19 protein-coding genes and 1 pseudogene are annotated in these 25,332 nt (G+C 64.8%); 13 read left to right on the forward strand and 7 right to left on the reverse strand.

What is annotated here, in order from left to right; translation table 11 throughout:
• Positions 1-666 precede the first annotated feature (666 nt).
• The 3 genes from QWY80_RS08060 to glrR are packed head-to-tail and all read left to right on the forward strand — an operon-like array spanning position 667 to position 4,166.
• Positions 667-2,160 carry a sensor histidine kinase gene (locus QWY80_RS08060; RefSeq protein ID WP_290230245.1) on the forward strand — a complete coding sequence of 498 codons (1,494 nt, stop codon included), beginning with the start codon at positions 667-669 and terminating at the stop codon, positions 2,158-2,160.
• 4 nt (positions 2,161-2,164) lie between these two features.
• A complete protein-coding gene (locus tag QWY80_RS08065) occupies positions 2,165-2,737 on the forward strand; it encodes a hypothetical protein (protein ID WP_290230246.1) in 573 nt (190 codons plus the stop codon).
• Positions 2,738-2,795: 58 nt separating this feature from the next.
• Positions 2,796-4,166 carry a two-component system response regulator GlrR gene (gene glrR, locus QWY80_RS08070; protein WP_290230283.1) on the forward strand — a complete coding sequence of 457 codons (1,371 nt, stop codon included), beginning with the start codon at positions 2,796-2,798 and terminating at the stop codon, positions 4,164-4,166.
• A 242-nt stretch (positions 4,167-4,408) separates the two neighbouring features.
• Here the strand turns inward: glrR and QWY80_RS08075 are convergent, their stop codons facing one another.
• The 6 genes from QWY80_RS08075 to QWY80_RS08100 all read right to left on the reverse strand — a co-directional run bounded on the left by QWY80_RS08075 (position 4,409) and on the right by QWY80_RS08100 (position 10,791).
• Positions 4,409-5,062: a peroxiredoxin gene (locus QWY80_RS08075; RefSeq protein WP_290230247.1), complete on the reverse strand. Its 654-nt coding sequence runs from the start codon at positions 5,060-5,062 to the stop codon at positions 4,409-4,411.
• Positions 5,063-5,225: 163 nt separating this feature from the next.
• Complete coding sequence (gene xseA / locus QWY80_RS08080) at positions 5,226-6,590, reverse strand: exodeoxyribonuclease VII large subunit (RefSeq protein ID WP_290230248.1); 1,365 nt, start codon at positions 6,588-6,590, stop codon at positions 5,226-5,228.
• A gap of 80 nt (positions 6,591-6,670) precedes the next feature.
• Positions 6,671-7,738, reverse strand: coding sequence for an AbrB family transcriptional regulator (locus tag QWY80_RS08085; protein WP_290230249.1), 1,068 nt, complete (start codon positions 7,736-7,738; stop codon positions 6,671-6,673).
• Between the two features lie 75 nt (positions 7,739-7,813).
• Positions 7,814-9,331: a tripartite tricarboxylate transporter permease gene (locus QWY80_RS08090; RefSeq protein ID WP_290230250.1), complete on the reverse strand. Its 1,518-nt coding sequence runs from the start codon at positions 9,329-9,331 to the stop codon at positions 7,814-7,816.
• Between the two features lie 12 nt (positions 9,332-9,343).
• Complete coding sequence (locus QWY80_RS08095; RefSeq protein WP_290230251.1) at positions 9,344-9,805, reverse strand: tripartite tricarboxylate transporter TctB family protein; 462 nt, start codon at positions 9,803-9,805, stop codon at positions 9,344-9,346.
• Complete coding sequence (locus QWY80_RS08100; protein ID WP_290230252.1) at positions 9,802-10,791, reverse strand: Bug family tripartite tricarboxylate transporter substrate binding protein; 990 nt, start codon at positions 10,789-10,791, stop codon at positions 9,802-9,804. The genes QWY80_RS08095 and QWY80_RS08100 overlap by 4 nt, the downstream gene beginning before the upstream one ends.
• Positions 10,792-10,932: 141 nt before the next feature.
• On the opposite strand from QWY80_RS08100, the gene QWY80_RS08105 reads away from it, so the two are divergent.
• The 3 genes from QWY80_RS08105 to QWY80_RS08115 are packed head-to-tail and all read left to right on the forward strand — an operon-like array spanning position 10,933 to position 14,020.
• Positions 10,933-11,601, forward strand: a complete 669-nt coding sequence (locus tag QWY80_RS08105) for a response regulator (RefSeq protein ID WP_290230253.1) — start codon at positions 10,933-10,935, stop codon at positions 11,599-11,601.
• Positions 11,598-12,998 carry a sensor histidine kinase gene (locus tag QWY80_RS08110; RefSeq protein ID WP_290230255.1) on the forward strand — a complete coding sequence of 467 codons (1,401 nt, stop codon included), beginning with the start codon at positions 11,598-11,600 and terminating at the stop codon, positions 12,996-12,998. The genes QWY80_RS08105 and QWY80_RS08110 overlap by 4 nt, the downstream gene beginning before the upstream one ends.
• The gene (locus tag QWY80_RS08115) at positions 12,998-14,020 is read left to right on the forward strand and encodes an ABC transporter substrate-binding protein (protein ID WP_290230256.1); all 1,023 of its coding nucleotides are present in this window, start codon (positions 12,998-13,000) and stop codon (positions 14,018-14,020) included. Before QWY80_RS08110 ends, QWY80_RS08115 begins: the two co-directional genes overlap by 1 nt.
• A gap of 90 nt (positions 14,021-14,110) precedes the next feature.
• On the opposite strand, the gene QWY80_RS08120 is transcribed toward QWY80_RS08115, so the two are convergent.
• The gene (locus QWY80_RS08120; protein ID WP_290230257.1) at positions 14,111-14,668 is read right to left on the reverse strand and encodes a PRC-barrel domain-containing protein; all 558 of its coding nucleotides are present in this window, start codon (positions 14,666-14,668) and stop codon (positions 14,111-14,113) included.
• A 260-nt stretch (positions 14,669-14,928) separates the two neighbouring features.
• On the opposite strand from QWY80_RS08120, the gene guaB reads away from it, so the two are divergent.
• The 7 genes and pseudogenes from guaB to QWY80_RS08155 all read left to right on the forward strand — a co-directional run bounded on the left by guaB (position 14,929) and on the right by QWY80_RS08155 (position 25,101).
• On the forward strand, positions 14,929-16,398 hold the full coding sequence (guaB, locus tag QWY80_RS08125; RefSeq protein WP_290230258.1) for an IMP dehydrogenase: 1,470 nt from the start codon (positions 14,929-14,931) through the stop codon (positions 16,396-16,398).
• A 158-nt stretch (positions 16,399-16,556) separates the two neighbouring features.
• Positions 16,557-18,134, forward strand: coding sequence for a glutamine-hydrolyzing GMP synthase (guaA, locus tag QWY80_RS08130; protein ID WP_290230259.1), 1,578 nt, complete (start codon positions 16,557-16,559; stop codon positions 18,132-18,134).
• 306 nt (positions 18,135-18,440) lie between these two features.
• Entirely contained in the window at positions 18,441-19,142 is a 702-nt protein-coding gene (locus tag QWY80_RS08135; protein ID WP_290230260.1) for an ion transporter, read from the forward strand.
• Entirely contained in the window at positions 19,121-20,497 is a 1,377-nt protein-coding gene (locus tag QWY80_RS08140; RefSeq protein ID WP_290230261.1) for a hypothetical protein, read from the forward strand. Before QWY80_RS08135 ends, QWY80_RS08140 begins: the two co-directional genes overlap by 22 nt.
• An 11-nt stretch (positions 20,498-20,508) precedes the next feature.
• Positions 20,509-20,697: pseudogene (locus tag QWY80_RS08145) on the forward strand (GMP synthase (glutamine-hydrolyzing)); the annotation flags it as partial.
• 310 nt (positions 20,698-21,007) lie between these two features.
• Entirely contained in the window at positions 21,008-23,047 is a 2,040-nt protein-coding gene (locus QWY80_RS08150) for an ATP-dependent endonuclease (RefSeq protein WP_290230263.1), read from the forward strand.
• Positions 23,029-25,101, forward strand: a complete 2,073-nt coding sequence (locus QWY80_RS08155; RefSeq protein ID WP_290230264.1) for a UvrD-helicase domain-containing protein — start codon at positions 23,029-23,031, stop codon at positions 25,099-25,101. The genes QWY80_RS08150 and QWY80_RS08155 overlap by 19 nt, the downstream gene beginning before the upstream one ends.
• Positions 25,102-25,332: the final 231 nt, after the last annotated feature.

Here is a 25,332-nt window from a genome sequence, read left to right on the forward strand (position 1 = left end):
GTTTTTCTATTTTAAGCTGTTGAAATTAAAGGGGTGTCGAGCCTTATGGCATGCCGCTCGCAATAGTCAGGGTGAGCAACGGAAGCGGTTCATTACGGCTCGAACCGTTTTCGATCGCCAAGGAAGGCCGGGACGACACTGCCCTGTGCCCCCGGTCCCCGCGGCGATCAGCGTCTGCTCCTAGCGATGTGTGACTTAGGTTGCGATGAGACGGGTACCGACACGGTCACGGACGCGTACCCTGAAGGGCAAGGACGCCCTGGCAAGGATGCCTCTCCCCTCCGGGGGATCGAATCGCGCAGCATCGCCGCCGGCCTGGCCGAGGCGGTGCTGCCAGAAGCGAAGCCGGGTGGTCCGCCACCCGCATGAGGATGACCAGCCCCTGGTGGCAAATGGTGGCCTCATGGCTTCGAGGGCCTCCCCGGCCCATTGGGAAGATCGGATGATGGACGGACCAGGCCGTCGATCGATCGAGCTTCCGAACCCTTCAGTTCCCTGCGTACTTGGGCCGGCTCTGCCGGCCTTTTTTTTCACCGACTGCCCACGGGGGCCAGTGATGGTGGTGGGGGAACGGCGCTTGCTGAAACTCTGGTATCCTGAAGGTCGAACATGATGGCAACACCGGCCACCGCCCCGCCCATCACACTCCTGCAAAGAATGCTGGACATGACCACTAGAGTGTCGCGTCGCTGGCGCCCCCGTTCCTTGTTGCAGCTCGTCCTGCTCGCCTTCCTGGTGGTGATGCTGCCGCTGGGCGTATTGATGTTCCAGGCCGGCCAGGCGCTGACCGAGCTGACTCGCCTGGCCGACGTCAGTGCCCGCCAGGCGGTGGAGGAGACCCGCCGTGCCCGTACCCTGGGGGCCCTGGCCCTGGAGATGGAACGCAGCGCCCGCCAGTACGCCGTGGTCGAGCAGGAGAGCCTGCTGGAAATCTATTCCGAGCGGCTCGAGGAGTATCGCCAGCTGCTGGCGCTGCAGCGCCTGCTGCTGCCCGACGACCCCGATGTCGCCGCCCTGGAACGCCAGCTCGACGAGCTGGCCGAGTTACCCGAGCTGCCCATGGAGGAGTTCCAGGCGCGGCTCGCCGACTTCCCCTCCTTCGCCCAGCGCACCGAGGCGATGCGCCGCTCCACCAACGAGCACATCGACGCCCGTATCGAGTCGATCCGCGAGCGGGCGCGGGCCGTGCAGACGCGGCTCTGGCTGCAGACCGCCGCCCTGGTCTCGGCGAGCCTGGTGCTGATGCTGCTGTTCTCCTGGTTGATCATCCGCCCGGTGCGCCAGCTGGAGCGGCGCATCCTGGGCATCGGCAGCGGCACGCGCGCCGAGGCGCCGCGGCCGGTGCAAGGGCCCGCCGAACTGGTCCAGCTCGACCAGCGCCTCGACTGGCTCTCCTCGCGGCTCGACGAGCTCGAGGCCCAGAAGCAGCAGTTCCTGCGCCACATGTCGCACGAGCTCAAGACCCCGCTGGCCAGCGTGCGCGAGGGTTCGGCCCTGCTCGCCGATGGCGTGGCCGGGGAGCTCACGCCGCGCCAGCTGGAGATCCTCGAGCTGATCGATACCAGTGGCCGCGAGCTGCAGCGGCTGATCGAGCAGCTGCTCGACTACAACCTGCTGCAGCACAACCGTCAGGTGTCGATCGAACGGCTGGACGTGACCACCCTGGCCCGGGAGGTGCTGGCCAAGCATCGCCTGGCGCTCTCCAACAAGGGCATGCGGGTCACCTGCTTCGACGGCCCCGTGGAGTGGGAGCTGGATCGCACCGCCACCGTGCGGATCCTCGACAACCTGGTCTCCAACGCCATCGCCTACGGCGCGGACGGCGGCGAGCTGGAGATCCGCGCCCGCCAGCACCAGCAGCACCTGGAGCTGGAGGTGGCGAACAGCGGCGAGCCGATCGCCGAGACCGATCGCTCGCGGCTGTTCGAGGCCTTCTACCAGGGGCACGCCCGGCGCAAGGGCCCATTGAAGGGCTCCGGGATCGGGCTGTCGGTGGCGGCGGACTGCGCCCACCTGCAGGAAGGGGAACTGGCGCTGGTGGAGGACCGGCGCCTGGCGGTGTGCTTTCGCCTGAGCCTGCCGCGGCCGGCCCAGGCACTGGCCGCCCCCCGTGACGACACGACGCCCGCCCTGGAGGCGAGCCCCCATGCAAGGAACTGATGCCATGACGTTTCGCCCCCTGCTGGCCTGCCTGGCGGCCGCCTGGCTGGCCGGCTGCGAGATGCTGCCCCAGGGTGCCTCCGGGCCGCCCTCGAGCAGCACCACCTCCAAGGCGGCGGCCGCGGCCAGCGGCTGCCACGCCGTGGTGCCCGACTTCGACAACGAGGCCTGCCTGCTGCAGGACTGGCTGGCCTACGGCCTGGCCTCCCAGCGTGGCGATCGCCAGTGGCGCGACACCATGCTCACCCGCCTGGAGGGCCCCGGGGCGGAGCGCCGCCTGGCCCGGGCCGTGGTCCTGGGCTGGGGCACCGAACGCGAGTGGGACCGCGCCGCGGAGCTCTACGAGGCGGACCTCAGTGCCGCGCCGGTGACCCTGCAGCCATTGTTGCGCTACTGGCTCAACGAGCTGGAGGGGCGGCGGGCCATGGGCGACGACCTGACGAGCGCCCGCGACGAGCTGGCCGAGCACGAGACCCAGCGGGCCGCCCTCGAGGAGGAGAACGCCACCCTCGAGAAGAAGCTCGAGGCACTGACCGCCATCGAGCGCAGCATCAACCTGCGACAGCAGACCGAGTGATGGAGACGACGACGTGAAGACCCTGCCCCCCCTGCATGCAAGAGCCGAGGCGACTCGGATGGCGGCGGCCGGGACCGCCGGACGCCGCAACGCACCGCATATCCTGTTGGTGGACGATGACGTCAGCCTGCTCAAGCTGTTGGGCATGCGCCTGGAGAGCCGCGGCTACCGGGTGACCACCGCCGAGAGCGGCCGCGATGCACTCAAGGCGCTGGAGGTCGATCGTCCCGATCTGGTGCTCACCGACCTGCGCATGGACGAGATGGACGGCCTGGCGCTGTTCCAGGAGGTCCAGCGCCAGGTGCCCGGCCTGCCGGTGATCCTGCTCACCGCCCATGGCTCCATCCCCGACGCGGTGAGCGCCACCCGCCAGGGGGTGTTCAGCTTCCTGACCAAACCGGTGGACCGCGACGAGCTGTTCGCCGCCATCGAGGAGGCCCTGGCCCAGACGCCCGGTGCCGTACCCGATGGCGACGAGGCGTGGCGCGCCGAGATCATCACCCGCAGTCCCGAGATGGAGCGCCTCCTCGAGCAGGCGCGCATGGTCGCTGGCTCGGATGTCAGTGTGCTGGTCACCGGGCCATCCGGCTCCGGCAAGGAGCTGATGGCCAACGCCATCCACAAGGCCAGCCGCCGTGCCGACAAGCCCTTCGTGGCGATCAACTGCGGGGCGCTGCCCGAGCAGTTGCTGGAGAGCGAGCTGTTCGGCCACGCCAAGGGCGCCTTCACCGGGGCGGTGAGCGAGCATCGCGGCCTCTTCCAGGCCGCCGACGGCGGCACCCTGTTCCTCGACGAGATCGGCGACATGCCGCTGACCCTGCAGATCAAGCTGCTGCGCGCCCTGCAGGAGCGCCAGATCCGTCCGCTGGGCTCCACCGGCTCGGTGTCGGTGGACGTGCGCATCATCTCCGCCACCCACCGCGACCTGGACCGTGCCATGCACGAGGGCGAGTTCCGCGAGGACCTCTACTACCGCCTCAACGTGGTCAACCTCAAGCTGCCGGCCCTCAAGGAGCGCGCCGAGGACGTGCCGCTGCTGGCCAAGCACCTGGTGGGCCAGGCCGCCGAGCGCCACAAGCCCTTCGTCAAGGGCTTCTCGCCGGAGGCCCTCAAGCTGCTGGCGGCCAGCGCCTGGCCGGGCAACGTGCGCCAGCTGGTCAACGTGGTGGAGCAGTGCGTGGCGCTGACCAGCACGGCGATCATCCCCGAGGCGCTGGTATCCCAGGCGCTGGCCGCCGAGGACAGCGCCCTGCCCACCTTCAGCGACGCCCGCGCCGCCTTCGAGCGCCGCTACCTGATCAAGGTGCTCAAGCTCACCGAGGGCAACGTCACCCAGGCCGCGCGCATCGCCGGCCGCAACCGCACCGACTTCTACAAGCTGCTGGCGCGCCACGACCTCGAGCCCGGCACCTTCAAGCCCGGGCACTGAGCCGTGCAATGGCCCGGAAAGGTCGAGTGAAGCCGTACTGTAGGAGGGCAGGTTCCCTGCGCGATTGGAGGCCGTAGGCCTCCCGGCGGCCATCCCATACGCTAGGTAACACCGCCAGGCGCCTGACGGCGCCAGTCGCGCAATGAATTGCCCTCCTACCAAGACGCTTCACGCTGATCGGCGATGAACCAAAAAAACAACCCCCGCCGAGGGCGGGGGTTGAAGAGCGACCTCAAGGTGCCTTACTGGGGCATCTTGGTCTTGCGCAGGTAGGGGAAGATCGTCTCGAACTCGCCGAACTTGGCCTTGGCGTCCTCGTCGGAGACTGCCGTTGGGATGATCACGTCCTCGCCCACGGTCCAGTCGACCGGGGTGGCGATGCCCTTGCTGGTGGTGGCCTGCAGCGCATCCAGGGCGCGCAGCACCTCGCCGAAGTTGCGGCCCACGGTCATCGGGTAGGTCATGGTCAGCTTGAGCTGCTTGTCCGGGCCGATGATGAACACCGAGCGCACGGTGGCGCTGTCCGCCGGGGTGCGGCCATCCGGCAGGTAGGCATCGGCCGGCAGCATGTCGAACAGCTTGGCGACCTTCAGGCCATCGTCGGCGATGATCGGGAAGTCGACCTGGCTGTTGGAGTAGCTCTCGATATCGCCGATCCAGCCCTTGTGGTCATCCACGCCGTCGACCGAGATGCCGATCACCTTGGTGCCGCGCTTCTTCCATTCCTCGCTGAGCTGGGCGACGGCACCGAACTCGGTGGTGCACACCGGGGTGAAGTCCTTGGGGTGCGAGAACAGGATGGCCCAGTTGTCGCCGATCCAGTCGTGGAAGCGGACCGGGCCCTGGTTGGTCTCGGCCTCGAAGTCCGGGACGACGTCATTGATGCGTAGTGACATGGTGCAGTTCCCTCTTTCTTGCCTGGGATGAATCAACCCCGGCCTCCCGTCGGGGGAGGCCAGGCCGCTGTTGTCGGGAGGCTTGCTGGGGGCGTCGGGAGAAGTCTCCGCAGGTCAGACACTAGCACATTCACTGCGGTTCGCGGCAACGCATGCAGCGTTCTCACGGTGCCTCCCGGTCGTCCGCGCCGGGGCTCACGCCGGTGACCTCCAGCGCCAGCCGGCCCTCGCCGAGCCGCGCCTCGAGCCGCTGGCCGGGACGGGTGTCGGCGGCGCGGCGGACCACCCGGTCCCGCTCGTCGGTGAGGATCGCGTAGCCGCGTCCCAGCACCGCCAGCGGGCTCACCGCCTGCAGTTCGCGCACCAGCCCCGAGAGCCGCTCGCGATGGCGGCCCAGCTCCCGCGGCATGGCCGCCGCCAGGCGTTGGCGCGCGCCCTGCAGCCGCTGCTCGGCCTGGACCAGCTGGCGGGCCGGGGGATGGGCGGCCAGGCGCCCGGCGAGCTGGCGCTCGCGGCGTCGCTCGGCGTCCAGGCGGGCCTGCATGGCGCGCCGCAGCCGGCCAGCGAGCTGGTCGAGGGTGCGGCGCTGGCGGGCCAGCGCCTCGCCGGGGTGGCGCAGCCGGGCGCGCAGATGGTCCAGGCGCTGGCCCTCGCGCTCCAGGCGGCCCTGGATGCCACGCCCCAGGCGTGTTTCCAGCAGCGCCAGGCGCTGGGCCAGCTCGCGGCGATCCGGCACCAGCTGCTCGGCGGCCGCGGAGGGCGTAGGCGCACGCACGTCGGCGGCGAAGTCGGCCAGGGTGACGTCCACCTCATGGCCCACCGCCGACATCACCGGCAGCCGCGAGTGGAAGATGGCCCGCGCCAGGTGCTCGTCGTTGAAGGCCCAGAGGTCCTCCAGGCTGCCGCCGCCGCGGGTGATCAGCACGGCGTCGCGGTCCGGCGACAGGGCCGACTGGCGATTGAGCAGGCCCAGTGCCGAGATGATCGCCGGCGCCGCCTCGCGCCCCTGCACCGGCACCGGGATCAGGGTCACGCTGGCCAGCGGCCAGCGTGCGCCGAGCACCGCCAGGACGTCGCGGATCGCCGCGCCGCTGGGCGAAGTGAGCACCAGCAGGTGGCGGGGCGGGTAGGGCAGGGCGCGGGCGTTGGCGAAGACGCCCTCCTCGGCGAGCCGGGTCTTGAGGCGCTCGAAGGCGGCCAGCAGCTCGCCGACCCCGGCGGCCTGTACCGCCTCGGCGATCAGCTGGTAGTCGCCGCGGGGCTCGAAGATCGACAGCCGCCCGCGCACCTTCACCCGGTCGCCGTCGCGCATGGGCGCGGAAACGAAGCGCGCCCGGTTGCGGAACAGCGCACAGCGCAGCTGGGCCCGGTCGTCCTTGAGGGTGAAGTAGACGTGGCCGGAGCTCGGCCGCGTCACGCCCGACAGCTCGCCCTCCACCCACACCTCGCCGAAGCGGCCCTCCAGCACCTGGCGGGCGCTGCGGTTGAGCTCGCTGACGGTTAGCGTAGGGGGCGTGGGGTCGGTCATGGCGTGGCTCCTGGCGGTGACGCCACAGGCTACCATGCGGCCGGGGTCGGGCGTATCCGGGGAGGACGGGCCAATGATGCTCAAATCCCCAGACGCTTGCACACCCTGAGCAGCAGCGGCATGGCCAGGATCAGCACCGTGATACGCAGCAGGTGGTGGGTGGTCACGAAGGCCGGGTCGATACCCAGCGTCAATGCCACCAGACTCAGTTCGGGCGCTCCGCCCGGCATGTAGGCGAGTAGCGCCGCCGGCAGCGACACCCCCGTCGCGGCGTGGATGCCCCAGGCGGCGAGGATGGCGATCCCGAGCAGGCACACCGCCTGCAGCATGGCCATCACCAGGGTATGGCCGACCTTGGCCAGCGAGGTGCCGGTGAAGCGCACCCCCACCGAGACGCCGATGATCACCTGGGCCAGGGCGATCAGCGTCGGCGGGATGGCGGCATGGGTCAGCCCCGTCAGGTGCAGGGCCGCCGAGACCAGCGCCGGGCCGAACAGCAAGGCATTGGGCAGGCGCAGGCGGTGGCCCAGCCAGGCGCCCAGCACGCCGGCCCCGGCCAGCCAGGCGGTGTCCGCCGGGCCGGGCAGCCACAGCCACTGGGCCAGGTCCATGCCGGTGGGCTGCAGGCTGACATGGCCGACCCACTGCAGCACCGGGGGAATGGCGACCAGCAGCACCAGGATGCGCACCGCATGGGTCATGCCCACCACCCGCAGGTCGGCGCCCGAGTCCAGCGCCATGCCGGTGACCGCCGAGACGCCCCCGGGCACCCCGGCATAGAGGGCGGTATCCAGCGAGTGGCCGGCCACGCGGCGCGAGAACCACACCGAGAAGGTCATCATCAGCGCCGTGGCCAGCAGCATCACGCTCAGGCTGGCGCCCCACAGCGGCAGATCGCCGGACATCTCCGGGGTGAAGGCCGCCCCCAGCATCACGCCGATCACCACCAGCACGCCCTTGCGACCGCGCCCCGGCGAGCGCAGCCGGGCGCCGGCGAGGCTCGCCAGGGTGGTGGCGAACATGGCGCCGAGCAGCCAGGGCAGGGGTACGTCGAGCCAGTAGGCGAGGCCGCCGCCGGCCAGCCCCAGGGCCAGCGTCGGCAGGAAGCGGCCCAGGGCGGCCACTCGTGCGGTGAGGGTGTCGTGCACTATCCTGTGACCTTTGATCGAACGCCCCGGGCCCGTCATGACGGGCCCGGTGTCTGGAAGGGAAGGGGGATGAGCTCAGCCGTCCTCCACGTCCTCGCGGGGGGCATTGCCAGCCAGTAGTTTCGGCAGCAGCCAGGGCAGGATCAGCAGGGCCGCAGCGGCGAGCCACAGCCCCAGCGAGATGCCGGACTGCCAGAGGATACCGACGTCGCCGTCGCTGATCGACAGGGCGCGTCGCAGGTTCTGCTCCATCAGCCCGCCGAGCACGTAGCCGAGGATCACCGGGGCCAGCGAGAAGCCCAGCTTGCGCAGCAGGTAGCCGAACACACCGATGATCAGCATTAGGTAGATGGCGGTGAGGTCGGAGTGCAGCTGGTAGACGCCGACGAAGGCGAGGATGGCAATGGCTGGCACCAGCACCCAGCGCGGGATGGTCAGCACCCGGGCGAAGACCCCGGCCAGCGGCAGGTTGAGCGCCAGCAACACGATGTTGCCGATGTAGAGCGAGGCGATCAGGCCGCCGGCCACCTCGGGGCGTTCGGTGAACATCATCGGGCCCGGGGTGATGTTATAGAGCATCAGTGCCCCCAGCAGCACCGCGGTGGTGCCGGAGCCGGGAATCCCGAGCGTCAGCATGGGCACGAAGGAGCCCGCCGCCGAGGCGTTGTTGGCCGCCTCCGGGGCCGCCAGGCCGCGCATGTCGCCGTTGCCGAAGGTACCTTCCTTGTCGGAGAGGCGCTTCTCGGTGGTATAGGAGACCGCGCCGGCCACGGAGGCGCCGGTGCCGGGCAGCACGCCGATGATGAAGCCGAGCAGCCCCGAGCGGCCGATGGCGCCCTTGCAGTAGAGCACCTCCTTGAGGCTGACGAAGACCCGACCCAGTGGCGGTATCTCGGTGTCTGCGTCGCGGCGGTTGGCGTGCTCGAGCATCAGCAGGATCTCGCTGATGGCGAACAGCCCGATGATCATCACCACGAAGTCGACACCGTCGTAGAGCTCGGCCATACCGAAGGTGTAGCGCATGACGCCGGTGCCGGAGTCGACGCCCACGGTGGCGATCAGCACCCCGAGCACCGCGCCGATGGCGGTCTTCACCGGGTCCTTGCCCATCATCACCGACATCGAGGCGAAGGCGAATACCATCAGCGCGAAGAACTCGGCGGGACCGAACATCACCGCCACTTCGGCGAGCAGCGGGGCGAACAGGGTCAGGCCGATGATGGCGATGGTGGCACCCACGAAGGAGCTTACCGCCGACAGGCCCAGCGCCGGTCCGGCCAGCCCCTTCTTGGCCAGCGGATGGCCGTCCAGGGTGGTCATCACCGCACCGGCGTCGCCGGGCACGTTGAGCAGGATGCTCGACATGCGCCCGCCGTATTCGGCGCCGGTGTAGATGCCGGCCAGCAGGATCAACGCCGACTCGGCGGGCAGGCCCAGGGTGTAGGCCAGTGGCATCAGGATGGCGATGCCGTTGATCGGACCGATGCCCGGCAGCGCCCCGAACAGGGTGCCGAGCAGGGCGCCGAGGAAGGCCAGTCCCAGATTCAACGGGCTCAGCGCGACGCCGAAGCCCTCGATCAGGAAATCGAACATCTCGGTATTCCTCTAGATGATGGCGTCGAGCCAGTACCCGGTGGGCAGGACAATGCCCAGCCCGGCGGTGAACAGGAAGTAGCTACCCACGGCCATCAGGGCTCCGGTGATCAGCGCCTTGCTCCAGGCGGCACCGAACAGCCGTGCCAAGGCCGCCACGACCAGCAGCGACGTGGGCATGAAGCCCAGGCGGGTGAACAGCATGGCGTAGACCAGCAGGAGCCCCAGCACCAGCAGCAGCTTCAGGGCCAGCGCGCGGTGGGGCCAGTGGCCGTCGGTGCCGGGCTTGAACACCAGCGTAAGCGACAGCCCGGCGAGCAGTACCGACAGCCCCAGCGGGAAGGCCTTGGGGCCCACGGGTTCGTAGCTGAAGGGGACTTCCAGATTGATGGCCTGGACGGCAACGAACGCCGCCAGGCCGATCAGGCAGATCCCCAACAGCCGGTCGGCGACCGGCTTGGTAGAAGTGCTCATTTCAACCCTACTTCTTCGGCCAGAGACTGGAAGTTGGCGACTTGGTCCTTGACGTAGTCGTCGAAGTCATCACCGAAACGCGACATCGGGAACAGGCCGCGGGCCTCGCGCAGCTCGGCGAACTTTGGATCTTCCGCCAGTGCCTGCATGCGCTCGACCCAGGCCTGGTAGGCTTCGTCGCTGACCTCGGGGCCCATGTAGTAACCGCGCCAGATCGGCCACTGGACGTCATAGCCCTGCTCGGCGGCGGTGGGGATCTCGGCGTAGGGCCCACCCATGCGCTCCTCGGAGAGTGCCGCCAACACGCGGATCTTGCCGCTCTCGAGCTGCGACTTGAGCTCGGACAGGTCGCCGGTGAACACCTGGATGTGGTCGCCGAGCAGCGCCGCCAGCGCCTCGCCGCCGCCCTCGAAGGCCACGTAGCGCAGCTCCTGCGGCGACACGTCGGCAGACTTGGCGGTCAGCGCCGCCTTCATCCAGTCCTGGCTGCCGACGGTGCCGCCCGCGCCGAAGGCGATCTCGCCGGGCTTGTCCTGGAGGTCGGCCATCAGCTCGTCGAGGGAGTCCCAGGGCGCATCGGCGTTGACCACGATGGCGCCGTAGTCGACCCCCAGGGCACCCAGCCAGCGCACCTCGTCGGCGTCGTACTGGCCGAACTTGCCCAGTGCCAGGTTGACCGCCGCACCGGTGCTGGCGGCGACGACCAGGCCGGGATCGTCGTCGCGCACGCCGTTGACATGGTTGTAGGCCACCGCGCCGATGCCGCCGGGCATGTAGCTGACCATCATCGGCTCATCGATCAGGCCGGTCTCCTGCAGGCCGTTGGCGGCCAGTCGGCAGGTCAGGTCGTAGCCACCGCCCGGCTTGGCCGGGGCGATGCACTCGGAGGACTCGGGGAGGGCCTGGCCGAAGGCCTGGCCGGCGAACAGGGCGCCGCCCATCAGGGCGAGGCCGGAGGCACAACGAATCGCTTGGTTGATCTTCATGACGAACTCCTGTTCTCTTGTTGTACGCGAGGGCGGGAGGAGCCCGACCCCCGGTCATGCCGAGATGACAGGAGCGATGCTAGGCAGACGACCTTTCATCAACCTGTCATGCCCCGAATTACCTCCTGAGACTTTGGTCGCATGCGCCTGCTCGTCGTCGAGGACGATCCGCTGATCGCCCGCTCCCTGGACAACGCCCTGACCCCGCTGGGCAACACCGTCGAGGTTTTCGCCCGCGGTGGCGAGGCCCGCGCCGCGCTGCGTCACGACACCTTCGACCTGATCCTGCTCGACCTGGGGCTGCCCGACGGCGACGGCCTCGGGGTCCTCGCCGAGCTGCGCGAGCGCGGCGACACCACCCCGGTGCTGATCCTCACCGCCCGCGACGGTATCGACGACCGGGTGCGCGGGCTCGATCTGGGCGCCGACGACTACCTGGCCAAGCCATTCTCGATCGCCGAGCTCGAGGCGCGGGTGCGTGCCCTGCTGCGGCGCAGCCAGCAGCGTAGCGACAACCGCCTGTACCTGGGGCCGCTGTGCTTCGACCCCGCCACCGGCATCGCCACTCTCGACGAGGCCCCCTTTGAGTTGCCGCATCGCGAGCGGTGTCTGCTGGAGGGCCTGTTGCTGCACGCCGGCAGCATCGCCCCCCGCGAGATGCTCGAGGGGCGAGTGTTTGGTTTTGGCGAGGTGGGTTCTAATGCCCTGGAGGTCTACGTCAGCCGCCTGCGCAAGCGCTTGCAGGGCAGTGGGCTGCGCATTCGCACCTTTCGCGGCCTGGGCTATCGCCTGGAGGAAGCGCGGCCGTGATCGAAGTCGACGGCACGCTCAAGGCGCGTCTGGCGGTATGGCTGCTGGTCACCGTCTCGGGGCTGGGCGCGCTGCTGATGCTCGAGGCCAATTTCGCCACCCGTCGCGCCGCCGAGCGTGCCTACGACAGCCAGCTCGAGGCGGCGGCGCTGACCATCGCCGAGGCCGTGCAGTGGCAGGAGGGCAGGCCGGTGGTGGAGGTGCCCGCCGCGGCGCTGCAGATCCTGGCCACCCGCCATCAGGAGCGGGTCTTCTACGCGGTGCTCGATAGCGACGGGCGCCGCATCTCGGCCAATCTCGACCTGCCCATCCCGCCCGCGGCCCGGGAACTCGCCGCCCGCGAGCCGGTCTGGCGCGACACTCACCATGGCGGCAGCGGCTGGCGGCTGCATGGCCGCGAACACGATTCGGCGGGCTGGGAGAGCCAGGACCCGGTGCAGGTCTGGGTCGGCCACACCCTCAGCGGCCGTCAGGCGCTGGCCGGCGAGCTGTTCCAGCGCACTGTGATTCGCTTCCTCGCCATGGTGTTGCTGGCCGGACTGTTGATGCTGCTGGCGATGCGCGTGGCGCTGAGGCCCATGCGCCGGCTGCGTCACCTGTTGCGCCGCCGCGAGGCCGACGACATGCGCCCGCTGGATGCCCGGGTGCCGGAGGAGCTACGCGAGATGGCCGAGACCCTCGATACCCTCTTCGCCCGCCAGCGCGAAAGCCGTGACGCCCTGCTGCGTTTCACCGCCGACGCCAGCCACCAGCTCAAGACGCCGCTGGCCGGGCTGCAGAGCACCAGCGAACTGGCGCTGCAGAGCCGCGAGCCCGACGAGTGGCGACGCGCGCTGGCGGCGGTCCACGACGGCACCCGGCGCACCAGCCGCCTGGCCGGTCAGCTGCTCAGCCTGGCGCGGCTGCGCCACGTCAGCGACGGTAGCGAGCTTCGGCCCCTCGACCTGGTGGCGCTGCTGCGCGAGACGGTACTCGACTGGGCCGAGCGCGAGGTGGCCGCCGACCACGACCTGGGACTCGCCGAGCTACCCAGCACGCCGGTGCTCGTGCGCGGCGAACCCTGGGCGCTGCGCGAGCTGCTGGGCAACCTGATCGACAACGCCCTGCGCTACACCCCGCCGGGCAGCGAGATCACCCTGGGGCTCGAGACGCCTGGCGACGGAGCGGTACTCTATATCGAGGACGACGGCCCCGGCGTCGCGCCCGAGGTGCGCGAGCGCCTGCTGCGGCCCTTCGAGCGCGGCGGGCGTCAGGACACGCACGGCTCCGGCCTGGGCCTGGCGATCGTCGACTCGATCGCCCGGCGCCACGATGCCCGCCTGAAGGTGAGCGACCGCCAACCCCGCGGGCTGCGGATCGACCTGCGTTTCCCCCCGGTGGCGGGGGAGGGCGCCTGATGCGTGGCGTGCGCCAGGCACTGCTGCTGGTCGTCGGCCTGATGGCGCCGCTGTCGGGGGTGGCGGCGACGCCGCTGGTGGTCGAGGCGGCACTCGACCGCCAGGTAGTCGAGCCACTGCTTGAGGCCTTCGCGCAGGCCCATCCCGAGATCGACCTGATCTTCCGCGACCGCTCGACGCTGGAGGTCGACGCCCTGATCGAGGACGCCGACCCGGCGCCGGACGTGGTGATCAGCTCGGCGATGCCCTGGCAGATGGATCGCGTCAACCAGGGCTATGCGCGGCGCCTCGATACGCCGCAGGCCCGCGATTGGCCGGAGTGGGCCAAGTGGCGCAACGAGGTGTTCGGCTTCACCTTCGAGCCCATCGTCATGGCCTACCGGCTCGACCTCTCACGGCACATGCTGCCGCCGAAGACCCACGCCGACCTGCACGCCCTGCTGACCGCGGAGCGTGACACCCTGCGCGGCCGGGTGACCACCTACTCACCCTCGCGCAGCGGCGTCGGCTACACGCTGTTCCAGCAGGACGCTCGCTACACCCCGCGCTTCTGGGACCTGGTCGCCGCCATGGGGGAGGCCGAGGCCAGTCTCGAGGCCAACACCCGTGCCATGCTCCAGGGCCTCAGCGAGGGGCGCTACTGGCTGGGCTACAACCTGCTGGGGTCCTACGCCATGGTCTGGGCCCAGCAGCACCCCGAGGTGGTCGTGCAGGTGCCCGAGGACTATGCCCTGGTGATGATGCGCATGGCCTTCATTCACCGTGACGCCCCGCACCCCCGCGCCGCCGAGGCCTTCCTCGACTTCCTGCTTGGCCGCGAGGGGCAGCGCGTGCTCGCCGGTCAGACCCCGTTGTTCAGTGTGCGCCCCGACGTCATCGGCCCCTACACCGCCCAGCGGCTGCGCGACCAGGTGGGCGATCGCCTCTATCCCATCCCGCTGAATGCCTCGCTGCTCGCCTTCGTCGACCCGCAGCGTCGTGATGCCTTCCTGAGGCGTTGGAGGCGAGAATTTGCGCGTTGAGGTGTCATTCAAGCCTGGGAAGGACCTTGGGTGTGACCCAACGCAAGGCGCCCGGCGGTGGCCGGGCGCTGCGGGTCGAGGGGGGAGGGGTTACTGGTTGGCGTCGCCCGACAGGGCGTCGCGGGCGGTTTCCCAGGCGCGGCGGGCGTTCTCGCGGGTGGTCTCCCAGGCCTGCTCGGCGCCTTCCTGGGTGGTCTCCCAGGCGCTCTGGGCGCCTTCCTGGGTGTCCATCCAGGCCTCGCGGGTGCGCTCGCGGGCCTGCTGCCACCAGTCGTTGTCGTAGACCGGGTAGTCCTCGAGCTCCTCGGCGGTGGCCTCCAGCATCACGCGGTGCTCCACCTCGCCGTCGCTCTCCGCCTGGGTGGTCAGGCTGAATTGGCCGGCCTCGACGACGAGCTCGCGGCCGCCCAGGCCCAGGACCTCGCCGCTCTCGACCACCAGGGCGGTGACCTGCATGGCCTCGTCGAGCAGGATGTCCTCCACCTCGCCGACTCGCTCCTCGGGGGCGTCGCTCAGGTAGACGTCGGCGTCGAGGATATCATCGGCCGAGTAGAGGCCCTGGGGCTGGTGGTCCTGCTGGGCGGCAGCGGCCAGCGACAGGCCGCCGGCCAGGGCGGCAATGGCGAGGGTCAGGGCGTGCTTGGTCATGGCGGTCTCCTTGCTCGGGTTCGAAACGTGATGGCGCTTCATGTCGACACTCCTTTCCGTGAGTGTAGTGCGGCACCCTTCGTTGGGTACCAATCCTCACCCTAGCCCAGTCATCGCAGCAGGTGAGTAATGTAAGGTTTGCTAATGTAAGAGAAGGATACAGACTCGCCGAGGGCCACCCGTGACGCGACAGGGCACGGGGCGTTATAATGGAGGATTAACTCCACTCCCTCCCCACCAGCTCACTGGGTGTGCCGACTATGCTACGTATGGCCCAAGAAGCCCTGACGTTCGACGACGTCCTCCTCGTACCCGGCTACTCCGATGTCCTGCCCAAGGACGTCAGCCTGCGGACCCGCCTGACTCGCGACCTCCACCTCAACATCCCGCTCGTCTCCGCCGCCATGGATACCGTGACCGAGGCGCGCCTGGCCATCGCCATGGCCCAGGAGGGCGGCATCGGCATCATCCACAAGAACATGTCCGTGCCCGCCCAGGCCGCCGAGGTGCGCAAGGTCAAGAAGCACGAGAGCGTGATCGTCAAGGACCCGGTCACCGTGGGTCCCCAGGCCAAGCTCGAGGACCTGCTGGCCATGGCCAAGGAGTACGGCTTCTCCGGCTTCCCGGTGGTGGAGGGCGAGACCCTGGTGGGCATCGTCACCGAGCGCGACATGCGCTTCCAGCCCAACCAGGGCGACAGCGTCGCCGATATCATGACCCCCCGCGAGCGCCTGGTCACCGTGGCCGAGGGCACCGGGCTCGACGTCATCAAGGGCAAGATGCAGGAGCACCGCGTCGAGAAGATGCTGGTGGTCAACGACGCCTTCCACCTGCGCGGCCTGGTCACCTTCCAGGACATCGAGAAGGCGCGTACCTTCCCCTATGCCGCCAAGGATGCCGACGGCCGCCTGCTGGCGGGCGCCGCCGTGGGCACCGGCCCCGAGACCCCGGAGCGCATCGCCGCCCTGGCCGAGGCCGGCGTGGACGTGGTGATCGTCGACACCGCCCACGGCCACTCCAAGGGCGTGATCGACCGGGTGCGCTGGGTGAAGGAGCACTTCCCGCAGATCCAGGTGGTGGCCGGCAACATCGCCACCGCCGAGGCCGCCCGCGACCTGGCCGAAGCCGGCGCCGACGGCGTCAAGGTGGGCATCGGCCCGGGCTCCATCTGCACCACCCGCGTGGTGGCCGGCGTCGGCGTGCCGCAGATCACCGCCGTCTCCAACGTGGCCGCGGCGCTCGCCCCCTACGACGTGCCGCTGATCGCCGACGGCGGCGTGCGCTTCTCCGGCGACCTGGCCAAGGCCATCGCCGCCGGCGCCAGCGCGGTGATGGTGGGCGGCCTGCTGGCCGGCACCGAGGAGGCCCCCGGCGAGATCGAGCTCTACCAGGGGCGTACCTACAAGGCCTACCGCGGTATGGGCTCCATGGGCGCCATGGCCCAGAGCCAGGGCAGCGCCGACCGCTACTTCCAGGACAAGGACGCCGGCGCCGAGAAGCTGGTGCCGGAGGGCATCGAGGGCCGCGTGCCCTACAAGGGCGTGATGGGTGCCATCGTCCACCAGCTGATGGGCGGCCTGCGTGCCTCCATGGGCTACACCGGCTGCCACGACATCCAGGAGATGCGCACCAAGCCGCAGTTCGTGCAGATCACCGGCGCCGGCTTCGCCGAGTCCCACGTCCACGACGTGCAGATCACCAAGGAAGCCCCCAACTACCGCGCGGGCTAACGCCCGCCCGAGAGGGAAGAAAGAAGAGATAAGAGGGAAGAGGGGGGACGAAGAGGCGGGATAGGGCCGCCTCTTCCTTCTTCGTTCTTCCCTCTTCATTCCGAGAAGACAGTGACCCAGGCCGCGACGCTTGAGTCCGCAACGGCGGTGCCCCTTTCATGACAGATATCCACGCCCACAAGATCCTGATCCTCGACTTCGGCTCCCAGTACACCCAACTGATCGCCCGCCGCGTGCGCGAGATCGGCGTCTACTCCGAGGTCCGTGCCTTCGACATCACCGAGGACGAGATCCGCGCCTACGACCCCAACGGCATCATCCTTGCCGGCGGGCCGGAATCCGTCACCGAGCTCGACTCGCCCCGCGCCCCACAGTGCGTGTTCGAGCTGGGCCTGCCGGTGCTGGGCATCTGCTACGGCATGCAGACCATGGCCGAGCAGCTCGGCGGCGCCGTGGAGGGCTCCCACAAGCGCGAGTTCGGCTACGCCCAGGTGCGCATCGACGCCGAGACCGCGCTGTTCAAGGACATCAAGGACCACGTCGACTTCGAGACCGACAAGGGCCTGCTCGACGTCTGGATGAGCCACGGCGACAAGGTCGCCGAGGTGCCGGCCGAGTTCACCGTCACCGCCTCCACGCCGAGCTGTCCCATCGCCGCCATGGCCTGGGAGGAAAAGCGCTTCTACGGCGTGCAGTTCCACCCCGAGGTGACCCACACCCGCCAAGGGCAACGCATCCTCGAGCACTTCGTGCTCGACATCTGCCAGGCGGAGCGCTGGTGGACCCCGGCACAGATCATCGAGGACCAGGTCGAGCGCGTCCGCGAGCAGGTGGGCGACCGCCATGTGCTGCTCGGCCTCTCCGGCGGCGTGGATTCCTCGGTGGTAGCGGCGCTGCTGCACAAGGCCATCGGCGACCAGCTGACCTGCGTGTTCGTCGACAACGGCCTGCTGCGCAAGGCCGAGGGCGACCAGGTGATGGAGACCTTCGCTCGACACATGGGCGTGCGGGTGATCCGCGTGGACGCCGAGGACCTGTTCCTCGACAAGCTCGAGGGCGAGGCCGACCCCGAGGCCAAGCGCAAGATCATCGGCAACACCTTCATCGACGTCTTCGACGCCGAGGCCGCCAAGATCGAGGGCGTCGACTTCCTGGCCCAGGGCACCATCTACCCCGACGTCATCGAGTCCGCCGCCGCCAAGACCGGCAAGGCGCATGTCATCAAGTCGCACCACAACGTCGGCGGCCTGCCCGAGACCATGAAGCTCAAGCTGGTCGAGCCGCTGCGCGAGCTGTTCAAGGACGAGGTGCGCAAGCTCGGCCTCGAGCTCGGCCTGCCGTATGACATGGTCTACCGCCACCCCTTCCCGGGGCCGGGCCTCGGCGTGCGCATCCTCGGCGAGGTCAAGAAGGAGTACGCCGACATCCTGCGCGAGGCCGACGCCATCTTCATCGAGGAGCTGCACAAGGCCGACTGGTACCACAAGACCAGCCAGGCCTTCGCCGTCTTCCTGCCGGTGAAGTCCGTGGGTGTGGTCGGCGACGGCCGCCGCTACGAGTGGGTCATCGCCCTGCGCGCCGTGGAGACCATCGACTTCATGACCGCCCGCTGGGCGCACCTGCCCTACGAGCTGCTGGAGACCGTCTCCAACCGCATCATCAACGAGCTCAGCGGCGTCTCCCGCGTCACCTACGACGTGAGCAGCAAGCCGCCCGCGACGATCGAGTGGGAGTGATGCCCGTCGCTCACTGATCCCCGAACGGCATCCAGGGGTCTACCAATGGGTAGGCCCCTTTTTTTGCAATCCGTTACGTAGTCTTGTGTACTTGGGCTAAGGTCGCTTGAGATGACCGCCGATAACGAGTGGCAAGGAACCAGGGACAGTCGAAGGGAGGTGGCATGCGGGGCCATCACACCATGCCGGGCAGGGCGGTAGCGGGCGAGGGCGGAGCATCTCATGCATAGGGCCGCCCTCTATCGGCAATTGGCCCCGGCGACCTGGCACGGCCCAGGCTTGTCGCCGGCCAACCGAGGCATCTGCTTGCTCATCCTGTTCGCTTCGCTGGTCGCCGTTCTGGAGACCGAACCTACCCTGCGTCGCCTGGCGCCAAAAACCTTCTCTATCCTCGAGATGGGCCTGGTCACCATCTTCGTCCTTGAGTATGGGTTACGCCTCTATGCGGCGGGGGAAAATCCCCGCTATCGGGGGATCGTTGGCCGCATCCGCTATGTCTTCACCTTCTGGGCGCTGGTCGACCTGATCGCCATCCTGCCATTCTTCCTTGGTTTCCTTTCCTTCAACAACGCCTTCCTGCTGAGGCTGCTGCGAATCTTACGCATGCTGAGGCTGGCGCGTCTCGGGCGATTCAGCAGTGCCTGGTCGGCACTGGCCGATGCCTTGAGCAGTCGGATTCATGAGCTGTTGTTAAGTGTGGGAGTGGCGGCTTTGCTGTTGCTGTTCTCATCGGCGTGCCTCTATGTAGTGGAAGCCGCCGGCCAGCCCGAGGCCTTCGGCAGCGTGCCGCGAGCACTGTGGTGGAGCATCGCGACGCTGACCACAGTGGGCTACGGTGATGTGACCCCTGTGACGACGCTGGGCAAGTTGTTCGCCGGCCTCACCGCCGTGGCAGGCATCGGCATCATCGCCATGCCCACCGGCATCCTGGCGGCGGCTTTCAGCGACGCCTTTCAAAACAAGCACAAGACACCAGGAGAACGAGAATGGAACGACCCGACTACGTGAAGCGAGCCGAGGTAGCCAGGCTGATTCCGGTGGTGGCGGATACCAGCCGCGAGCAACGTGCGGCCTCGGTGCTGCTTGCCGCACTGCGCGGTGTATATGAGTTCCGTCAGTTGATGCTGGGCTCGCTGGGGATTCGTGTCGGCAGTCGCGCGACCCTGGAGGCCTGGACCGAGGTGGTGCTGGAAGCCGACGTCGATGCGGACAAGAGCGACCGCCCGGATGGACTGCTCGTGCTGGAGACGGGGCGCAAGCGCTGGTCGGCACTCATCGAGGCCAAAATCGGGAACGCCGAGATCGGCGAGGAGCAGCTCAAGCACTACCTCCAGCAGGCCAAGAAGCACAAGGTGGATGCGGTGCTGACCATCACCAACCAGTTCGTGGCGATGCCCTCCCACCATCCGGTGAAGGTGCCGAAGACTCTGCTCAAGGGTGCTGAACTGTATCACTGGTCGTGGATGTATGCGGTGACCCAGGCGACGCTGCTGCTGGAATCCGGCGAGATCACCTCGCCCGATCAGCGGTTCCTGCTGGAGGAGGTCCTGCGCTATCTCGGCCATGAGTCCAGTGGCATCTCCCGCTTCGACAGCATGAACCGCGAGTGGAAGGAGGTGGTGGGCAAGGTCAAGAGCGGCGCCGTGCTGGGCAAGAGCAGCGAAGAGGTGGAGAACACGGTTTCCAGTTGGCACCAGGAGCAGCGTGACCTCTGCCTGGTGATGAGTCGCAAGCTGGGGCGGCCCGTCAAACTGAAGCTGGCTCGCGCGCATCGTACCGACCCGGTGAAACGCCTCAAGGACGACTGCGAGGTCCTGGCGAAGGACAAGGTACTGCACTGCTGCCTGGAGGTGCCGGATGCTGCAGCGGATCTGGACGTCACGGCCGACCTGACCCTGCGAACCATTGTCTGCTCCATGCGTCTCTCTGCACCACAGGACAAGAAGCGCAGCACGGCACGGGTCAACTGGCTGGCGCGGCAGCTCACCAAGGCGGAGCCCGAGGGCATGCTCGTCAAGGCCATACGCCCCGGTCGCGCCGAGGAGACTCAGGCGCCTCTGACCCAGGTACTTGAAGATGCCACGGCGCTGGACTCACCTGCTACCACGGTGGTCCCCAGTGCCTTCGAGATCTTCTACATGGTCGATCTCGCCCACCGATTCGCCGGCAGCAAGGTCTTCATCGAGGAGCTGGAGAGGGCCGTCCCACATTTCTACGAGCAGGTAGGCCAACGTCTTCGTGCCTGGGTGGCGCCGCCGCCCAAGCTGCATAAGCGTGATCCGGTTGGGGATAAAAGCGATGACGGGGCAGAGGATGCGGCGACAGGACAAGATGATACGGCAGGATGGGATGCGGCGGAGTAGTGATTATCGTCGACGGTCACCGGTACGAGTGGGGCATCGCCCTGCGCGCCGTGTAGGCCATCGACTTCATGGCTGCTCGCTGGGCGCACCTGCCCTACGAGCTGCTGGAGATCGTCTCCAACCGCATCATCAACGAGCTCGTTTCCTGCGTCACCTACGACGTCAGCAGTAAGCCGCCCGCGACCATTGAGTGGGAGTGAGTTCTTAAGTTTTTTATGTCTATAATGTTTATGGTAAAAAGAATAGGGAAACTGATGAGGTAACCTTTACTGAAACTGCTGTATGCCGGCATGTTGAAAGCGATTGAAAAGTGAACGTACTCCGTGCATGACTGGAACCTGACGCTATCTCAACTGAGCATCCACTTTGAAGACCGAGCCGATGAATGCGCCGATCTTTTAAAACCTGATGATGCAGAGCTATGAGTGCCCTTAAAAAATAGGTTGACAGACCTTTGCATGATCTGTCAGATTTCAAATGTTCTTGCCGAAAGAAAAAGGTGCGTGCTCTATGCATATTGATTCCATTAAAATCGAGAATTTCCGGCTCCTACATGATTGCCGCCTAGATATGCGTGAGCTAACAACGCTTCTCGTTGGTAAGAACAATACCGGTAAAACCTCTTTTGCAGTGCTCTTGGAGAAGTTTTTGATAAGGCCGGATAGTTTTTCTTACTCTGACTTTCCAATATCCTTGCGGAGTGAGCTGAAGAGCATATCCGAAGACACAGATGTGCGGGATCTTACTATACGGATGGTGTGGCGGATTGCCTACACGGAAGATGATGATTTGTCACAACTCTCCGAATTTATGCTCGATCTGGATTCGGATCGTCGTCATGCCAATATCCTCTTCGAATGTGTGGTCGAGAAAGACAAGCTCCTCCGGGTCTTGCCGGACGATGATGCGGAGCGAAGCAAGTTTATCGAAAATAATCTCGCCGGCCAGTTTCTTGCCACCAAAATCTACGCGTTTGATGACACTGGATACGAAGGTGAGCAGCCTTTCTACATTGCTGAACGCACGCAAATTGAAGAAAAAGAGCGGCGTCATATCGACGCGCTAATCAACTTCCAAGTTATTCATGCTCGCCGAAATGTCGCTAGCTCGGAAGATGGCGGACGAGGCGCAAAGCCGCTTTCAACAATATCAACCCAGTTCTTCAAGAAGCGGGCAGAACAATCACGGGACGTTGGTGAGCTAGAAGATAAGGCCGAGGAGTCCGAAGAGGATAAAATTGAACAGCTTCGCACCCTTCTGTCGGATATCGACGCCCAGCTGGAAGATCGGTATGCCGCCGTTTTTGGCGGCTTCCTTAAGAGCTCACGCGACTTTCTCGGCCTCAGTGACTTAAAAGTTGTGTCAAATCTGCAATCGCAGAATCTGATCGAGAACTCGTCACAGGTGATCTATGGAGACACCGACAACTATCTGCCTGAGCAACATAGCGGGCTGGGTTATCTTAATATCTTATATCTTCTCCTGCAGATCGAACTGTGTCGTGATGAATTTTCACAGCGGGGTGCACCGCTAAATCTTCTGCTCATGGAAGAACCCGAAGCTCATACGCATCCGCAAATGCAGTATGTTTTCGCGGATAAGGTCCATTCGCTCGTCTCAGAGATAAAAAACCTTCAGGCTTTGCTGACGACGCATTCTTCGCACATTGTGTCAAAATCGAACTTTGAAGATATCAGGTACCTCGCCAGAGGCACAGTAGAGGACCCGGTAACGATCAAGAATTTTCATGCCGATCTACTTGGACGATATAAGAAGCTTGGTGATGATGGTATGAAACTATTCCAATTCTTGAGACAGTATCTCACCATTAATTCCGCCGAATTGTTCTTTGCCAGTAAGGCTATCTTTATCGAAGGCACAACTGAAAGCATCCTCTTGCCGTGGTTCATTGAGCAGTATGATAAGGAGAACAAAGCCGACAATTCCGAGGGCGGCTTATCATCGCAAAATATTACGGTTCTGGAGGTCGGTGCGAACGCGCGCGCATTTGCGCCATTCATGGACTTCATTGATGTCCGTACTCTAATCATCACTGATGTCGATACGACAGTCGCTGAGACGAACGAAACTACGGGGAGAAGATCTTTCAAGTCATGTGAGGTGTTGGGATCAACTCACACATCTAATGAAACCATAAAGCACTTTTTGGCGGCACCCAGAGATATACATTCACCTGAGTATGCCGAATGGCACAAAAAGCTAATTTCTGAGGAACTTCCACAGGATGGGAAGGTTCGAGTTGCCTATCAGGTCGAAGAAGATGGCTATCATGCACGGAGCTTCGAGGACGCGTTTTTGTCTCTAAATATTGATGAAATTGCAAAGAAAAAGGGCGAACTTAGAGGTTTGAAAAGTATTGGGCTCTTAGATGATCCGGAGGGTCTCGGTTACTTCGAGCTCACAGAAAGGGTTCTTGATAAGAAATCCGACTTCGCTGGATCGGTATTGTTCTCCGCTCTAGTGGAAGGTCAGGAATGGCGGGTCCCGCGATATATCAGAGAAGGTTTGGCATGGATTCACAAAAGCTAGATCCGGTGGATAAAATTCTTTCGCTCGTCGAGGGCGGAAGCAATTTTGTTCTGCAAGGTGGTGCCGGCAGTGGCAAGACGGAAAGTCTCAAACAGGTGGTCCATGCGTTGATGACGCGTGGTCCAGGGCGTAAGATCATCTGTATTACCCACACGAATAAGGCCGCGGAGGAAATTCAGGACCGGGTTGAGGCAGACATTGATGTTTCGACAATTCACTCGTTTCTCTCCTCTCTGATTAAACCATTCGGTCGTAATATTAAAGTTGTGTTCCCGGAGCTCTTCCTTCTGGAGAGATTTGAGGCATATGACTTAGAATGCTATGAGGGAAATGAAAGGGAGCGAAACAAGGAGGAACACGAACGGTTTAAGAAAGCGCACAAAGCCCTTGAGGATCGGCGAACAATTGTCCTCGGTCAGGCTACGGGTAAAGTTGTAGGAAAGAGAGCCTACGACAAAAATCGCGAGCTGTATAACGCCGAACTGGATGCTCTCATTGTTGAGGTTAATGATGAGATTCACGAGCAGGTGAGGTCGAGAAGATCCGATGAATTCTTTTACAATGAGACTATTTTCAACAATTTCAGTGATCCATCGTTCGGTCATGACGGACTGCTGATCATCGCCGCACTCTTGTTTGAACAATACCCGTTGCTCAGGAAGATTATTGCCGATCGCTATGACTGCATCTTTATCGATGAGTATCAGGACACAAACGCTGCTGTCATTCGCTCTCTCTTGCGCGGCACGACAGATAGCCAAGCGGTCATTGGCCTGTTCGGTGATTCTGAACAGGCCATCTATGAAGATGGTATCGGCAGCGCGCAGAAGCATATCGATGCCGAGGAACTGGTTCTTGTCGAAAAGGGCGATAATTATCGCTGCTCGCCTCAAGTAATCAAGGTTGCCAACCAATTCCGCACAGACGGCTTGCAACAAGATATTGCGTTGAAATGGCTAGAGGATGGCACGTTCGAGACTGCGGAGGAGCGCAACGGGGAAGTGTTGTTCTATTATGCCCTAGCACCGGAGAAGCCCGAAACGGGCAATGAACGGCAGGATAAGGTTGACCATGCGGCGGCATGTGTCGATGCGAGAGATGCCCTAGTTGGGCTGGTGGCAGACAAATATCCTGAATATACTCAACTCAAGCTAACGAATAAATCAATCGCACAAGACGTTGGGTTTGGAACGCTTTACGATGTTTTCAACAAGAGATTTAGCGTTGATCCGAGAGACCGGCTCAAGAAGTTTCTTGACCGGCTTCAAATGGGGGAAGTTTACGACCTCATTCAGTTGTTTAAGTCAATGCCAAGCGATCGACGGGCATATAACCGGTTAATCGCCAAGCTTCGCAAAAATGGCTTTGCGATCAGGTCGGTGAAAGACAAAAAGGGGATTGAGGATCTATTGACCTCACTCGCAGCTGAAGACCTAGGCGCCTACGACACGGTTAAATTTGCCATTGAAAATAATCTCGTCCGCCCTTCCGATAGCCACAGAGCGTTTCTTGATCGTCGCCAAACGACGCTTGAGCGAATGGCCAACGACCCTGTCTTTCTAGAATTTGAGGCCCTGCAAAGCCAGGGCAACAATACGCTCCCTCGAATGAAAAGAGCGCTGCCGGATGCCGACCTCAAGGTATTGGATGAGGCAACACTTGAGGAGCGCTTTACGGAGTTGGAAAAGGACCTCCGTGAGAAGAGGTTCCTGGAGGGGCTGTTTTCTTCGGCGTTAGAGTTTTCGGAAGTGGCTGCCTATTATCGCTATGAAGACGACGATGCGACCTTTGCGACTATGCATAAAACTAAGGGTACGGGCATCGAAAACGTCATGATCGTTCTGGATGAGTATAGCTGGCGGAAGTATGACTTCCTCAGTTGTTTCTCCGGGGAGCAACCCGCAAGCGACATAGAAGCATCTACACGCAAGCTCCTCTATGTGGCGTGTTCGCGGGCGAAAAAGAACCTGATCTGTGTGCGTTTGGTTCAAGATGAGAAAGAGGCCAACAAGATTGGCGCCTTTTTCCCGTCGACTCAGCAGGTACAACCTTAGGCAGTGCTAAGTGTCATTGCATACCCTTGCGGATCGGGCTGGCGTGAGCCGCGCCTGTTTAGTGCGGTCGTGGCCAAGCCCTTGTGACGGTCTGGAAGTCTGCTTATGACGAAAATCGGGGACAGTCCCCCCGAGTTCGACAGATAGAAGCGTAAACCACTGATTAGCCTGGAAACGCGTTTTCAAAATTGGCACTACAAGCGTGATGCGGCAGGTGCCGGCACGCCAATC

It is taken from the genome of Halomonas ramblicola, from assembly GCF_030409215.1.
Classification (GTDB): Bacteria; Pseudomonadota; Gammaproteobacteria; order Pseudomonadales; family Halomonadaceae; genus Halomonas; species Halomonas ramblicola.

Excerpts from the sequence above, each read along its gene's own strand:
- QWY80_RS08095 (WP_290230251.1), bottom strand. The coding sequence starts at position 9,805 with ATGAGCACTTCTACCAAGCCGGTCGCCGACCGGCTGTTGGGGATCTGC.
- QWY80_RS08140 (WP_290230261.1), top strand. The coding sequence starts at position 19,121 with ATGGAACGACCCGACTACGTGAAGCGAGCCGAGGTAGCCAGGCTGATT.
- guaB (WP_290230258.1), top strand. The coding sequence starts at position 14,929 with ATGCTACGTATGGCCCAAGAAGCCCTGACGTTCGACGACGTCCTCCTC.
- guaA (WP_290230259.1), top strand. The coding sequence starts at position 16,557 with ATGACAGATATCCACGCCCACAAGATCCTGATCCTCGACTTCGGCTCC.
- QWY80_RS08060 (WP_290230245.1), top strand. The coding sequence starts at position 667 with ATGACCACTAGAGTGTCGCGTCGCTGGCGCCCCCGTTCCTTGTTGCAG.
- QWY80_RS08100 (WP_290230252.1), bottom strand. The coding sequence starts at position 10,791 with ATGAAGATCAACCAAGCGATTCGTTGTGCCTCCGGCCTCGCCCTGATG.
- glrR (WP_290230283.1), top strand. The coding sequence starts at position 2,796 with ATGGCGGCGGCCGGGACCGCCGGACGCCGCAACGCACCGCATATCCTG.
- QWY80_RS08155 (WP_290230264.1), top strand. The coding sequence starts at position 23,029 with ATGGATTCACAAAAGCTAGATCCGGTGGATAAAATTCTTTCGCTCGTC.
- xseA (WP_290230248.1), bottom strand. The coding sequence starts at position 6,590 with ATGACCGACCCCACGCCCCCTACGCTAACCGTCAGCGAGCTCAACCGC.
- QWY80_RS08065 (WP_290230246.1), top strand. The coding sequence starts at position 2,165 with ATGACGTTTCGCCCCCTGCTGGCCTGCCTGGCGGCCGCCTGGCTGGCC.
- QWY80_RS08120 (WP_290230257.1), bottom strand. The coding sequence starts at position 14,668 with ATGACCAAGCACGCCCTGACCCTCGCCATTGCCGCCCTGGCCGGCGGC.
- QWY80_RS08115 (WP_290230256.1), top strand. The coding sequence starts at position 12,998 with ATGCGTGGCGTGCGCCAGGCACTGCTGCTGGTCGTCGGCCTGATGGCG.
- QWY80_RS08075 (WP_290230247.1), bottom strand. The coding sequence starts at position 5,062 with ATGTCACTACGCATCAATGACGTCGTCCCGGACTTCGAGGCCGAGACC.
- QWY80_RS08105 (WP_290230253.1), top strand. The coding sequence starts at position 10,933 with ATGCGCCTGCTCGTCGTCGAGGACGATCCGCTGATCGCCCGCTCCCTG.
- QWY80_RS08150 (WP_290230263.1), top strand. The coding sequence starts at position 21,008 with ATGCATATTGATTCCATTAAAATCGAGAATTTCCGGCTCCTACATGAT.
- QWY80_RS08090 (WP_290230250.1), bottom strand. The coding sequence starts at position 9,331 with ATGTTCGATTTCCTGATCGAGGGCTTCGGCGTCGCGCTGAGCCCGTTG.